This window comes from Paracoccus sp. Ld10, assembly GCF_045064235.1.
Lineage (GTDB): Bacteria > Pseudomonadota > Alphaproteobacteria > Rhodobacterales > Rhodobacteraceae > Paracoccus.
In genome coordinates, this window is the sequence record NZ_JBISHD010000023.1 from 194157 (window position 1) to 208036 (window position 13880).

At 66.7% G+C, this 13880-nt stretch carries 13 protein-coding genes; 4 read left to right on the forward strand and 9 right to left on the reverse strand.

Features of this window, described 5'->3' with window-relative positions:
* Positions 1–39 precede the first annotated feature (39 nt).
* From ACJJVR_RS06265 to ACJJVR_RS06285, 5 genes are all read right to left on the reverse strand, one after another.
* The gene (locus ACJJVR_RS06265; protein ID WP_405403086.1) at positions 40–558 is read right to left on the reverse strand and encodes a sarcosine oxidase subunit gamma; all 519 of its coding nucleotides are present in this window, start codon (positions 556–558) and stop codon (positions 40–42) included.
* Complete coding sequence (locus tag ACJJVR_RS06270) at positions 551–3481, reverse strand: sarcosine oxidase subunit alpha family protein (RefSeq protein WP_405403088.1); 2931 nt, start codon at positions 3479–3481, stop codon at positions 551–553. Before ACJJVR_RS06270 ends, ACJJVR_RS06265 begins: the two co-directional genes overlap by 8 nt.
* Positions 3478–3825, reverse strand: coding sequence for a sarcosine oxidase subunit delta (locus tag ACJJVR_RS06275; RefSeq protein WP_405403090.1), 348 nt, complete (start codon positions 3823–3825; stop codon positions 3478–3480). The genes ACJJVR_RS06270 and ACJJVR_RS06275 overlap by 4 nt, the downstream gene beginning before the upstream one ends.
* Before the next feature lie 165 nt (positions 3826–3990).
* Positions 3991–4239, reverse strand: coding sequence for a hypothetical protein (locus ACJJVR_RS06280; protein ID WP_405403092.1), 249 nt, complete (start codon positions 4237–4239; stop codon positions 3991–3993).
* 91 nt (positions 4240–4330) lie between these two features.
* Positions 4331–5596, reverse strand: a complete 1266-nt coding sequence (locus ACJJVR_RS06285; protein WP_405403095.1) for a sarcosine oxidase subunit beta family protein — start codon at positions 5594–5596, stop codon at positions 4331–4333.
* Between the two features lie 173 nt (positions 5597–5769).
* Between ACJJVR_RS06285 and ccmI the strand changes: the two genes are divergently transcribed.
* The 3 genes from ccmI (at position 5770) to ACJJVR_RS06300 (ending at position 7778) form a co-directional block, all read left to right on the forward strand.
* Positions 5770–6999 carry a c-type cytochrome biogenesis protein CcmI gene (ccmI, locus tag ACJJVR_RS06290; protein WP_405403097.1) on the forward strand — a complete coding sequence of 410 codons (1230 nt, stop codon included), beginning with the start codon at positions 5770–5772 and terminating at the stop codon, positions 6997–6999.
* The gene (ruvX, locus tag ACJJVR_RS06295; RefSeq protein WP_405403099.1) at positions 6996–7472 is read left to right on the forward strand and encodes a Holliday junction resolvase RuvX; all 477 of its coding nucleotides are present in this window, start codon (positions 6996–6998) and stop codon (positions 7470–7472) included. The genes ccmI and ruvX overlap by 4 nt, the downstream gene beginning before the upstream one ends.
* A gap of 120 nt (positions 7473–7592) precedes the next feature.
* On the forward strand, positions 7593–7778 hold the full coding sequence (locus ACJJVR_RS06300) for a DUF1289 domain-containing protein (protein WP_046001294.1): 186 nt from the start codon (positions 7593–7595) through the stop codon (positions 7776–7778).
* On the opposite strand, the gene ACJJVR_RS06305 is transcribed toward ACJJVR_RS06300, so the two are convergent.
* Complete coding sequence (locus ACJJVR_RS06305) at positions 7742–8689, reverse strand: DnaJ C-terminal domain-containing protein (RefSeq protein WP_405403102.1); 948 nt, start codon at positions 8687–8689, stop codon at positions 7742–7744. The genes ACJJVR_RS06300 and ACJJVR_RS06305 overlap by 37 nt on opposite strands.
* 57 nt (positions 8690–8746) lie before the next feature.
* Positions 8747–9805 (reverse strand): aldo/keto reductase, encoded by a 1059-nt coding sequence (locus ACJJVR_RS06310; protein WP_405403104.1) that lies wholly within the window; start codon positions 9803–9805, stop codon positions 8747–8749.
* A gap of 405 nt (positions 9806–10210) precedes the next feature.
* Here ACJJVR_RS06310 and ACJJVR_RS06315 point away from each other — a divergent pair, with 405 nt between their 5' ends.
* The gene (locus tag ACJJVR_RS06315) at positions 10211–10816 is read left to right on the forward strand and encodes an autoinducer binding domain-containing protein (protein WP_405403556.1); all 606 of its coding nucleotides are present in this window, start codon (positions 10211–10213) and stop codon (positions 10814–10816) included.
* Here the strand turns inward: ACJJVR_RS06315 and ACJJVR_RS06320 are convergent.
* Both ACJJVR_RS06320 and ACJJVR_RS06325 read right to left on the reverse strand, forming a co-directional pair.
* A complete protein-coding gene (locus ACJJVR_RS06320) occupies positions 10813–12309 on the reverse strand; it encodes a phospholipase D-like domain-containing protein (protein WP_405403106.1) in 1497 nt (498 codons plus the stop codon). The genes ACJJVR_RS06315 and ACJJVR_RS06320 overlap by 4 nt on opposite strands.
* Before the next feature lie 135 nt (positions 12310–12444).
* A complete protein-coding gene (locus ACJJVR_RS06325) occupies positions 12445–13842 on the reverse strand; it encodes a GntP family permease (RefSeq protein ID WP_405403108.1) in 1398 nt (465 codons plus the stop codon).
* Between the last annotated feature and the right edge of the window lie 38 nt (positions 13843–13880).

The following is a 13880-nucleotide window of genomic DNA, read 5'->3' on the forward strand; positions in this document are numbered from 1 at the left end:
GTGGGCCCGAGTTCCGGCCCACCCCTTGCGGCAAAACGATCAGCGCGGGGCCAGATGGCTGCCGGCCGTGGCCGCATTGGTCAGGATCAGCGACAAGTAATCAGCCGTGGATCGAAACCCGATGACGCGAAACCCGCCGTCGATACGCCAGAACGCTGCGGCGGTCTGGGCCATGCGCGTCCGGCGCAAGGCCTGCACAGGCAGACCTGCGGCATCGACCGGCGCCAGTTTGGCGATGACATCCGCCGCATGCGGCCCGGTCACGTCAAAGACCGCACGGGCATCGGACACGTCGGCGACCAGCCCGTGTTCGCCCGTCAGCGCCTGAGACAGGTCCGACAGCGCCGCGGACAGCTCTGCCACCGGCAGCATCAGCAACAGCTCGTCCGGCGACATCCATGCCAGGGTGCGGGTGCCGTCGGTCACGGTGCCGGTGGCACCGGGGATGGCCAGGCCCGCGGCCTCGGCCAGGACATCGCCGGCGCGGTCCAGGTCGGCGCGGATGGTGATCATGCCCAACCCCGCGACGGGGGTGATCAGGGCCAGCGCTTCAGCCATTCTGACGGCTTCCTTCCTTGTCGTAAAAGACCGGATCGACGATCCGCGCCTGCATCACCGCGCCGCCCGGCATCGGAAAATCCAGGACCTGGCCCATGCGGGCGGGGCCATGGCGGACCAGCCCCATCGCGATGGGCTTGTCCAGCGTCGGCGAATGATAGCTGGAGGTGACGCGGCCCTGCGTCTTGCGCTGGCCATTGCCGTTCGTACCCTCGGCGACCGCATAGGCGCCGTCGGGGATGACCTTGCCCGACAGGCTCTCCAGGCCCACCAGCTTCCAGCGGGTGCCGTCGGTCATGTGGCTGCGGCGTTGGGCGCGCTTGCCGATATAGTCGGCCTTTTTCTTCGAGATCGCCCAGTCCAGCCCCAGATCCTGCGGGATGATCGTGCCGTCGGTCTCGTCCCCGATCATGATGAAACCCTTTTCGGCGCGCATGACGTGCATCGCCTCGGTCCCATAGGGGGTGATGCCCAGGTCGCGGCCGACCTCGTGCAAACGCTCCCACAGCTCCAGCCCCCGATTGGCGGGGACGGCGATCTCATAGCTGAGTTCGCCCGAAAAGCTGATGCGGAAGATGCGGGCCGGGATGCCGGCGATGTCACCCTGCGACCAGCCCATGAAGGGCAGCGCCTCGGCCGACAGATCGATGCTGCCGGGCAGACGTTCCAGCAGGGCGCGGGCCTTGGGTCCGGCGACGGCGATCTGGGCGAATTGTTCGGTCAGGTTGGCGGTGTAAACCTTCCAGTCCCACCATTCGCATTGCAGCCAATCCTCCATGTGGCCATGGATCCGGTCCGCGCCGCCGGTGGTGGTGTGGCACAGCCAGGTGTCGTCGGACAGGCGCGCAACGACGCCGTCATCCATCAGAAAACCGTTCTCGCTGCACATCAGGCCATAGCGGCATTTGCCGACCGGCAGGGTGGACATCATGTTGGTGTACAGCATGTCCAGGAACCGCCCGGCATCGGGCCCCTTGACGATGATTTTGCCCAGTGTCGAGGCGTCCAGCGTGCCGACACCCGCACGCACGGCCAGGATTTCCCGGTTGACAGCGGCATGCCTGTCCTCGGTCGCGCGGGGATAGGCATAGGGGCGGCGCCAGTGGCCCACCGGCTCCCAGCTGGCGCCGTTGCGGTCGTGCCACGCGTGCATCGGCGTCTTGCGCAGCGGCTGAAAGGCGTCGTCCTTGGCCTCGGCCGCGATGGTGGCCAGGGTCAGCGGCGTATAGGGCGGGCGGAACGTCGTGGTGCCGGTCGCCTGAATTGGCTGGTTCAGCGCATTCGACAGCACCGCCAGACCGTTGATGTTGGACAACTTGCCCTGATCGGTCGCCATGCCCAACGTGGTATAGCGTTTCGTATGTTCGACACTGGCATAACCCTCCTGGGCGGCCAGTTCGACATCGGTGACCTTGACGTCGTTCTGGAAATCCAGCCACATCTTGGCGCGCAGTTTATAAGATGCGCGGGCGGGCATGACCCAGACGGGCATGGTCGCGTCCGCGGGCTGTTCCAGATCGCCGGCACAGTGCAGATCACCATTGGCGGCGCCCGCGACGGTCACGTTCCCCTGCCCGTCCGCACCCAACGGCGGGCGGTCCGGGTCGGGCCGGAACATCGATTGCGCCTCGTCCCAGATCAGCTTGCCGCCGCAATGCGAATACAGATGCACGACCGGCGACCAGCCGCCCGACATGGCGACCACATCGCATTCGATGGTCTGCCGTGGCGTGCCGTCGGACTGGTGGTCGCACAGGATCACACCCTCGACATGCTTGGCCCCCTTGACCTTGGCGATGGCGGTGCCGGTCAGGACGGTTATGCCCGCGGCCCGCGCGGCCTGGGGCAATGCACCGTCGGCGGTGGACCGCGCGTCGACGATCGCCGGCACCTCCAGCCCCGCGGCATGCGCGGTCAGGGCGGTGCGATAGGCGTCGTCGTTGTTCGTGACCACGACGATGCGCCGGCCCGGTGCCACGGCGTAATCCGCGATGAAATCACGGACCGCACTGGCCAGCATCACGCCCGGGACGTCATTGCAGGCAAAGGACAGCGGGCGTTCCAGCGCGCCGGTCGCGGCAATCACCCGGCCCGCCCTGATGCGCCACAGGCGCTGGCGGGGGATGCCCTGGTTCGGGTCGTGATCGGCCAGCGATTCCCGCGCGATCAGATAGCCGTGGTCATACAGGCCCGTGGCCATGGTGTTGCGGCGCAGCGTGACATTGTCCCGGCCCCGCAGGTCGGCCAAAGCCGCGTCGATCGCCGCCTGCCCGCCGTCATGGTCGGTGGGCGTGCGCCCGCCCCAATGCCCGTCCTGTTCCAGCACCAGCACAGTCCCGCCCGCCGCTGCGGCGTCGCGCGCGGCGGTCAGACCGGCAATGCCGCCACCGACGACGACCGTATCGGCAAAGCCGTAGGCCTGTTCATAGCGGTCGGGATCGGGATCCGTCGGTGCCTTGCCCAGCCCCGCGCTGCGGCGGATGATTGGTTCGAACAGGTGTTTCCAGAAGGGGCGCGGGTGGATGAAGGTCTTGTAATAAAATCCCGCCGGAAAGACCGGCGACAGCCAGTTGTTCACCGCGCCCACATCGGCATCAAGGCTGGGCCAGCAATTCTGGCTGCGCGTGATCATGCCATGGGTCAGGGGCGTGGTCGTGGCGCGCTGGTTCGGTTCGAACCGGCCGCCCTGCCCCAGACCCAGCAAGGCGTTGGGCTCCTCGGCGCCCGAGGCGATGGGCCCGCGCGGGCGGTGATACTTGAACGACCGGCCCATCAGCATCTGGCCGTTGGCCAACAGAGCCGAGGCGATGGTGTCGCCCGTCAGGCCGCGCAGATGGCGACCATCGAAACGGAACGGCACCTGCCAGGCACGGTCGATAAGGCGGCCACCGGCAGGCAGGCGAAAGGGGGGTGTGTGGGTCATTCGGCGGTGCCTTCGGCGGGGGTCCAGTCGGGTGTCCAATCGGGGCGGGCCTTGCGGATCGCATCGACGATGTCGGCGGGGGGATGGGGCGTCTGCGCCCGATAGGTGCCGAACACCTGCAGCGTCGCGGTGCAGCGCGCGGCCAGGAACCACTTGCCGCAGCCATACGCGTGTCGCCAGCGTTCGAAATGCACGCCCTTGGCGTTCTTGCGATCGAACAGATAGCTTTCGAAATCCTCGTCGGTGCCGTCCGGGCCGACGCGGGCCAGGTGCGCCTCTCCGCCGGGATGCAGTTCGGTTTCCTCGGCGTTCACACCGCAATAGGGACAGGTCAGGATCAGCATCGGGCTTCCTCGAGGGGCGAATGTTGCGGATGCGAAAAGGCACCGCAGCGGCATGTGCCGGCGGTGCCGTCCGTCCGACATGTCGTCGGACGCAGTGTCAGGGCGGCCAGCCCCCGGACGCCCGCTGCCGCGCGTGACGGCAAGACCGCCGCGCGGTTCAGGGCATCAGTTGGCCGGGGCCGGTTCAGCCGGAGCGTCGACAGCCGGTGGGCTGTCGGTTTCAACCGAGACGGCCGGCGTGTCGGCAGGTTCGGCTGCGGGCGTTTCGACGCTGATGTTGGTATCGCCGCCTGCGGCGGGATCGGTCGTGGCCATGCCGTCATCCCCACCGGACATGAAGAAGAACAGCAGAGCCACGGCGACGACGATGCCGCCGACGATGAAATAAAGGCCGTTGTTGTTGCGGTCAGCCATGATGAACCCCTTCTGTCGGACCTGTCATGACAAGCCAAGTCGCGGGTGGCACCAAGGGTTCCGTAGGGGCGATACATTGGCGTCCGCCCGCCTAATGCGCGACGCCGGCGGCGACCGATTCGTCGATGAACCGGCCCTCGCGGAACCGGTTCAGTCCGAAATCGGCAGCCAGCGGTCCGGGCGTGCCCTTGGCGACCAGTTCGGCCATCGCCCAGCCAGAACCCGGGATCGCCTTAAAGCCGCCGGTGCCCCAACCACAGTTCACAAAGACGCCACCGACCGGCGTCGATGACAGGATCGGGGACCGGTCCCCGGTCATGTCCACGATGCCGCCCCATTGGCGCAGCATCTTCAGGCGGCTGATCATCGGAAACGTCTCGACCAGGGCGCGGACGGTTTCCTCGACATGCTGCCAGCTGCCGCGTTGGGTAAAGTTGTTGAACCCGTCGGTGCCCCCGCCGATCACCATCTCTCCCTTGTCGGATTGCGACATGTAGCCGTGGACGGTGTTGGCCATCACCACGACGTCCATGCAGGGCTTGATCGGTTCGCTGACCAACGCCTGCAGGGCGACGGATTCGATGGGCAGGCGGAACCCGGCCATCGCGGCCAGCTGGCTGGAATGACCCGCGACCACGATCGCCATCTTGTCGCAGCCGATGCGTCCCTTAGACGTGTTGACCGCGCGGACCTGTCCGCCCTCGGTCTCGACCCCGGTCACCTCGCAGTTCTGGATGATGTGCATGCCCATATCGCTGCAGGCGCGGGCATAGCCCCAGGCCACCGCGTCGTGGCGCGCCGTGCCGCCGCGGGCCTGATACAGCCCGCCCAGAACTGGGTATCGCGGTCCGTCCAGATTGATGATCGGAACCTTGGCCTTGAGCTGCTGGGGGTCCAGCCATTCGGTCTGAACGCCCTGCAGGTTGTTGGCATAGACGGTACGCTTGTATCCGCGGATCTCGTGTTCGGTCTGCGCCAGCATGATCAGCCCGCGCGGGCTGAACATGATGTTGTAGTTCAGGTCCTGCGACAGGTTCTCATACAGGCTGCGGGCCTTTTCATAGATCGCCGCCGACGGATCCTGCAGATAATTCGACCGGATGATCGTTGTGTTCCGGCCGGTGTTGCCGCCGCCCAGCCAGCCCTTTTCGATGACCGCGACATCGGTGATGCCAAAGTTCTTGCCAAGGTAATAGGCCGTGGCAAGCCCGTGCCCGCCAGCGCCGACCACGATCACCTTATAGCGCGATTTCGGTTCCGGGCTGGCCCAGGCCCGCGTCCAGCCCTTGTGCTGACGCAGCGCCTCGCGGGCGATGGCAAAGACGGAATAACGTCGGGCGCGTGGGGCGTCGGGCATGGTGCCTCTCAGGGATGGGTCCGGTGCACCATGGCTGCGGCGGGCCCGGCCCTCAAGGCGCCTTGCGGCAGATCGCGGCGAAATGCGACATGCGACATTCGGACAGCCCTGTCGCACCGCGCTTTCGGTCCGCCGCCAACCGCGCTAGGAACGGGGCCAACCGGAGGTGACGCATGTTCTGGATCCTGGCTGCCGCACTGACGGCCATCACGGCATTCGCCATCCTGTCGCCTCTGCGGCGGGGTCGCACAGGGGCGGCCCCCGCCGCAGAATATGATCTGCGCGTCTATCGCGACCAGCTGGCCGAGGTCGAACGCGACCTGGACCGCGGCGTGATCGGCCCGGACGATGCGCAGCGTCTGCGCACCGAGATCGGCCGCAAGGTGCTGGACGCCGACCGCCGCGCCGCCCTGTCGGCCCCGGTGGCGCGGGGCGGCCATCTGCTGTGGCCCGCCGTCGTGCTGGCCGCGATGCTGGCCGGGGCCGTGGCCCTGTATCTGCGCGAGGGGGTGCCCGGCGCGCCCGACATGCCGCTGGCCGACCGCATCGCCGCCGCCGATGCCGCCTATCGCAACCGCCCCAGCCAGCAGCAGGCCGAGGCCGCGGCCCCCGCCCGCCCCGCGCCCGACCTGGCGCAGGCCGATCCCGAATACCTGACGATGATCGACCAGCTGCGCGCCGCTGTCGAACGCAACCCCAATGACCAGCAGGGCCTGGCACTGCTGGCCAGCAACGAGATGCGGCTGGGCAACCTGAACGCCGCCCGCGATGCCCAGCAGCGCCTGGTCGACCTGCGCGGCGATCAGGCCGATGCCGTCCAGCTGATGCAGCTGGCAACCCTGATGGTCGATGCCACAGGCGGCGTCATCACCCCCCAGGCCGAGGCCGTCCTGCAGCGCGCACTGACACAGGACCCAACACAGCCACAGGCCCGCTATCTGCAGGGCGTGCTGCTGATCCAGAACGGCCGTCCGGATCGCGCCTTTCCGCTGTGGCGCGGCCTGCTGGACGAAGGCCCAGAAAACGCGCCCTGGATCGCCCCGATCCGTGCCGCGATCCAGGATCTGGCTTGGCTGGCCGGGGACGACGAATATCGCGCACCCGCAGCCCCCGCAGCCGACCTGCCCGGCCCCGATGCCGACGCCCTGTCCGCTGCCCGTGACCTGCCCCCCGACGAACGCGCCCAGATGGTCCAGGGCATGGTCGACCGCCTGCAGGACCGCCTTGCGACCCAAGGCGGCACGCCACAGGAATGGGCGCGGCTGATCGCGGCGCTGGTCGTGCTGGACCAGCGCGACCAGGCGACGGCCATTCTGGCCGAGGCCCGCCAACGCTTTGGCAGCACCCCCGACGCTCTGGCCCCTATCGAACAGGCTGCCACCGATGCGGGGTTGGACGGATGATCCACGAAGACATGACAGATTTCGCCACCAGCCTGCCGCGCTTTGGCGCATTGGCCGGGCTGGACCTGGGAACCAAGACCATCGGCGTCGCGGTCAGTGACGTGATGCGCGGCGTTGCATCCCCCATCACCACGATCCGCCGGACGAAATTTACCCTGGACGCACAGGCCCTGTTGGCGCTGATCGCGGACCGGGGGTTGGTCGGGCTGGTGCTGGGCCTGCCCCGCAACATGGACGGCTCCGAAGGACCGCGCGCGCAGGCCACCCGCGCCTTTGCTCGCAACATGACGCGGCTGACCGACCTGCCCATCGCCTATTGGGACGAACGCCTGTCGACCGTGGCCGCAGAACGCGCCCTGCTGGAGGGCGACACCTCGCGCAAACGCCGGGCCGAGGTCATCGACCAGGTCGCCGCCGGCTATATCCTGCAAGGCGCGCTGGACCGCCTGCGCCACATCGCCGCCCATGGATAGGCGCGCAACCGCCGCGCGCCAGCGCGGCGCAGAGCCGGGCGGCAGCGTCCGGGGCGTGCTGTGCACGGCCCGCCCCCCGCGGCCCGCAATTTCGCACGCGCATCAGGGAAACGGCCACCGATGATCGAAAGCCCCTGCATCAAACTGTGCCGCATCGATGCGGACCGCGATCTGTGCCTCGGATGCCACCGCACGCTGGCCGAGATCGCGGCCTGGGGTCGCATGACCCCCGACGCCCGCGCCCGCATCATGGCCGTGCTGCCTGCGCGTCAGGACGCCTCGGACATGCCCCGCCGCGGATCATAGGCGTTCTCGCGCCGCCAGGTCTCAAAGAACTCGGTCAGTTTGGGGTCCACCTTGGGCGGCATGGCGATGCGCAGCTCGATGTGCTGGTCGCCGCCATTCACGCCGCGCCCCCGCAACCGCAGACGTTGGCCCGACGTGGCGCCGGGCGGGATGGTCAGGTTGACCGGTCCGTCGATGGTCGGTGCCGCGACCTTGCCACCCAAAACCGCCTCGTCCAGGCTGATCGGCAACACCAGATGGATATCGTCGTTGTCGCGCGTGAATTGCGGGTGACTGGTCACCCGAACCTCCAGATAGGCGTCGCCCGGCTCTCCGCGACCCATGCCCGGTTCGCCCTTGCCGCGCAGGCGAATCACCTGCCCGTCGCGCACGCCCTTTGGAATTGCGACCTCCAGCGTGCCGCCCTGCGGCAGCGTGATGCGGTTGCGTCCGCCGCGCGCCGCGGTCAGGAAATCAACCTGCAGCGCCAGCCGCAGGTCCTGCCCACGCATGTCCGCCGTGCGTCCGCCACCGCCGAACCCGCCAAAGCCCCCGAACCCGCCAAAGCCTGCGCCACCGCGCGGTGCCGCGCGCTGACCGAACAGATCGGCGAACACGTCCGACAGATCGGGGTCCCCGCCATGGCCCGGCGCTTCGCCAAAGGGGTTGCCGCCCGCACCCGGACGCCCCTGCCAGCGGGGGCCGCGGTCCTGACCCTGGGCGTCGACCTCTCCCGCGTCAAAGCGGCGGCGCTGGTCGGCGTCCTTCAGCAGATCATAGGCCGCCGACGCCGCGGCGAACCGTTTGGCGGCGGCCGGATCCTGGTTCAGGTCCGGGTGATCGGTCTTTGCGATGCGCCGATAGGCCTTCTTGATCTCATCGGCACTGGCGCTTCGCGACACGCCAAGTGCTGCATAGGGATCGCCTGCCATGCCTGGTCCTTTGTGTTCATCCGTCTTGTCAGTAAGATAGCGACGGTCCGGGTCACATCAATAGGGCAGCGGGTGGACGCGGTGCAGACGCTCGATCCCGCGGCGCAGTTCGTCGGGCAGGTCGCGGTCCAGACCGGCGATCAGATGGCGCAGCTGGTCCATCGTCGTGGCCCCGATGATCGGCACCACCTTGAAGGGCCGCGTCAGCTGCCAGGCGATGACCATGTGGATCACGTCCCAACCGTGTTCCGCCGCCAGGCGGCCATAGGCCTCGGCTGCGGCCAGCGCGCGTTCCGTCTTGCGCCCGCCCAGGTTACCCGGCCCGCCCGATGCCTTGTCGACCGCCACGCGGCTGCCCTCGGGCACCGCGCCGCCCGCGTATTTTCCGGTCAGCAGCCCGGCCGCCAGCGGCGAATAGGACAGCAGGGTGACATCTTCGTTCACCGCCGCTTCGGCCAGATCGGTGTCGTACAGACGGTACAGCGGCGAATACTCGTTCTGCATCGCGGCCACACGCGGCCCACCCATCCCGTCGGCCGCATCGCACCAACGCGCCAGTCCCCAGGCTGATTCGTTCGACAGGCCCACGGCGCGGATCTTTCCCGCGCTGACCGCGTCAGACAGTGCGCCCAACACGTCGTGCATATGCGCCAGTGTCCGCGCCTTGTCCTGCCCCGACGGATCAAAGGCCCAGTTCTGCCGGAACCCGTACGATCCACGCACGGGCCAGTGCAGTTGGTACAGATCGATCCGGTCCGTCTGCAGCCGGCGCAGCGATGTGTCGATGCAGGCCGCGACCGTCGCCCCGTCAAAGGGCGCGCCATTGCGGACCTTCTGGTTGGGCCCGGTGATCTTGGTCGCAATCTCGACCCTGTCGCGGTTTCCGGTCCGTGCCAGCCAGCGGCCGATGACCTCTTCGGACACGCCGATCGTCTCGCTGCGGACGGGGTTGACCGGGTACATCTCGGCGCAATCCATAAAGGTCATCGCGGCCTCCAGCGCCGCGTCCATCTGCGCGTGGGCCTCCGCCTCGGCGGTCTGGTTGCCAAAGGTCATCGTGCCCAGGCAGATCCGGCTGACCTCAACGGCGCTGCCGCCCAGTTTCACACGTTCCATCGGACCACTTTCCTGCTTGCGATTTACGCGCAGGCTAGCGATCCGTCCCGCAGGCGCAAGCCGATGTCAGACACCAGATGAAAAAGGACACCCCCGCGGGGGTGTCCTGAACGAACTGAAATAATGCACTACGCCCGCTAACCGTCCCGACCGGAACGACGTGCGCATCACACCAGATAGTGGCATCGGAATGCCCGGGATATAGCCCCATAAGGCTATGTTGCGCCGAGGCAACACACGCTTAAAAAGCGTCGCTTGTTGCAACTCGCGCCCGCGGATAAATGTCAGTACAATTCAGTTTACTGCGGCTACCGTCGTTTTCGCCAAGGTTCCATAAGCATGTCAGTGAATTCCCTCGCTCAGATCGATGACAGATTATCGGCAATAGCCCCCCGCGGTTTCAGCATGGGGTTGCATATACGTTATTCACGTCCCGTCAGGCGTGTGTCAACTTATCCGTCGCGGTGGATGCAAACTTATACCCGCAGCAATCTGGGTGTCGGCGATCCGATGTTGATCTGGTGCGTGATGCATGAGGGACAGATCCGGTGGAGCGAACTGTCCCGCGTCATAGCCGATCCGTTGAACGTCATGGGTCAGGCCCGTGATCATGGCCTGATCCATGGTGTGGCCCTGTCCCTGGGACCGGCGGAATCCCGGTCCTATATTGGCGCTGCACGCGACGACCGCGAATTTTCTGATGCTGAAATCGACCGGATGGCTGAACTGTTGCAGCACGCACATGACATCGTCGACCGCACCGCCATGCTGCGCCCGATCCTGGTCGAGGCGCTGGACGCCATCGCGTGCGGAATGACCTATGACCAGGCATGCCAGACGCTTGGCATTTCGCGCACCGCATTGCGATATCGGCTGCGGATGGCACGCGCCGCTTTGGGCGTCGAGGACAACCCGAACGCAATCCGCAAGGCGATCGATGCGGGCCTGTTGAACGGGATCAGCCTGTCCGGGCTGAGCAAGGGACTGCCCACCCAGCCCGATCAAGACTAGGTCGCCTTGCGTCGGCGCCATTTCAGGCGCCGTGGCCAGTGCCAGCGTCGGATCAGGCCCTTGCGCTTGCCCAACGGCTCAAAGATCTTTTCAGGACCTTCGGGGTCCATGATCTCGTTATCGGCCAGCCAGGTCTCGAACCCGCTCAACTCCGGGATTTCATAGGGGATCAGGGTGCGTCCCTGTCCCTGCGGCCCGCGATTGGCCTCGATCATTGCGATCAGGCTGCCGTGGTCCCTGATGCCCTGCGTCACCTGCTCGGGTGTCATCGCCAGATGTTCGGCCAACAGATCATCGCGCAGCGCGATGATGGTGCTGCGCGTTGCGTCGGCATCGGGGCTTTCAGCCGCCAGCATCACGTCGCATTCCGTGTCCAGCCGCATGGAGCGGTTGTTGAAGTTCGACGACCCGACCCGCAGGTAGGTGTCGTCGATTACGGTCACCTTGGCATGGACATAGATTTCGGCCCCCGCATCGGTCACGGGGTGATAGATGCGCAGCCGGTCGCGATGGTCCAGCTTGCGCAGCGCCTCGACCAGTTGGGCGCGGGCGGTGTCCATCGCCATCGGCTCCAGCCAGCCCTGTGCGCTGACCGGGTTGACGATGACGATCTCTGGGGGGTCCTCCTCGACCAGGCGCCGGGCGATCGCCTGTGCCACGCGGCGCGATGCGAAATACTGGCTCTCGGCATAGATGACCCGTTCCGCCCGGGCGATCAGGTCCAGATACATCTGCTCGATCTCATAGGCGGGCTCGACCTCGGGGATGTCCGGACGGGTCCGCGCGATGGCCAGCGCCACGTCGCGGAACGTGGGCTTCAGCACCTCGGGCCAGCATTCCGCGGAATCGCTGATCGGGGACAACTCCTCTCCGCAGGCGATCTGCCAGCGGTCGCGGGCCAGATCGCCCATCGCCCGCGCGGCGGGTCCGTCAAAGGCGCTGGTCGCGTCATGCCACGGCTTCATCGGCTTGCCGCTGGCACTGGTGCGACGGGGATCGTCATCCTTGTGTTCGCGCGTGTCCCACCGTCCCTCGGTCATGTCGATGCCGCCGCAGAACGCCAGACAGTCATCGATCACGACGATCTTGTGATGGTGCGAACTGGCCAGGGGGTGCTTGCCGTCCAGGCGCAGCGTGATGCGCGGGTGCATCTTCCAGCGCAGGATCGTCCACAGCGTGCTGCCCCGGAACATCGATTTCAGCGCGCCGGTATCCCACCGCAACAGCCGGATATGCAGCGTGGGACGCCTGCGCGCCAGCCACATGACGAAATCGCCCAGGGCCGGCGGCCCGCCGTCGGACGCGTCGCCCAGATGGATGCGGGCGTCGAAATCCCATCCGATCATCAGGATCGAATGGCGCGCCTGAAGCATGGCCTGACGAACGGCGCGAAAGTATTCGTCGGCATCGACGATGAAGGTGAAACGCTCCGACTGCTCGACCCGCCAGCAATTCCATCCCGGACGGGCCAGCCGATCACTCGAAGCATTCATGGTCTTGTCCCGCCGTCCTTATTGCCGCTGCCCCGCCATGCGGCGCGACTGCGCGACACACGGGGCGACCTTGGGCATCATTAGGGGATTATCCGCCGCGCGATCAAGGGCGACCGCGCGGCAGCACATCGACCCCTAGCCGAACAGCGCGTTGCAGATCAACAGCATGATCAGCGACGATCCCCATGCCAGCGTGGTCGGGACCGACCACAGCAGCATCTGGTGTTTCGCCTGCTTGACGCCCAGCATCCGGTTGATGACCCAGAAATAGCTGTCGTTGAAGTAACCAAACACCATCGACCCGATGGCCGCCGCCTGTGCGGCAAAAACCATGTTCACGTCCGGCATGTTCATCAAAATCGGTGCCGAGATCGACGCGCCCGTGATCATCGCCACCGTGCCCGACCCCTGGATCAGGCGCACCAGCGAGCTGATGACAAAGGGGATCAGCACGGCGGGGATGGCCAGCCCGGCCACAGCCTGGCCGATGACGTCGCCCGCGCCCGAATCGCGCAGGACCGAACCCAGAGCACCGCCCGCACCGGTCACCAGCAGGATGATGCCCGCGCTTTCGACGCCCTGCTCCATATAGCCCAGCACCTCGTCACGCGGACGGCCGGGCAGCAGGGTATAGATCGCGACCAGCAGACCCATCGCCACGGCGATGACCGGGTTGCCAAAGAACGACATCGCCTGCACCGGCAGGCTGGTGGCCAGGTCGGGGTTGTCGGATGCGCCCACCAGCGTCGTGGCGATGGTGTTCAGAAAGATCAGAACGATCGGCAGCAGCAGCGGCAGCACCGACAGGCCCAGAGACGGCAGGACCTTTTGGCGGTCGTCCACGGCGGTTTCGAACTGGCGATAGGTCGCTGCCAGGTCCTCTCCGGTGTCGGTCTGGATCATCCGCTCGATGCGGGGGCCCATGGCGCGCGCGTAAAGCACGATCACCGCCATGCCAGGGATCGTGAAGACGACGCCCCACAGGATCATCAGGCCCAGATCGACGTCATAGATGCCCGCGACGCCCAGGGGGCCCGGGGTCGGCGGCACGGCATGGTGGGTCAGCATCAGCCCGCCCGCCAGCGCGATGCCAAGCGTCAGCACCGATTTGCCCGACGACCGCGCCAGCGCCTTGACCAGCGGCGACAGGATGACGAACGCGCTGTCGCAAAAGATCGGGATCGACACGATATAGCCCGTCAGGACCATCGCCCAGTCCTCGCGCTTTTTGCCGACCCACCGGATCAGCGAATAGGCCATCTGCTCGGCCGCACCCGACACCTCCAGGATGCGGCCCATCATGACGCCGAAACCGATGACCAGACCGATGGTGGACAGCGTGCGCCCGAACCCGGTGGTGATCGACGTGATCACCTCGGCGGGCATCATGCCGCCGATCAGGCCCGACACGGATGCGGCGATGATCAGCGCGATGATCGCGTGGACCTTGGTTTTGACGACCAGAAAGATCAACAGAAAGATGGCAAAGCCAAGTCCTGCGATCAGCTGGAACTCCATTCCGGGTTCAGCCATGGGGTACTCCTCCACTGCACCCCGACGGGGCGCCTCCA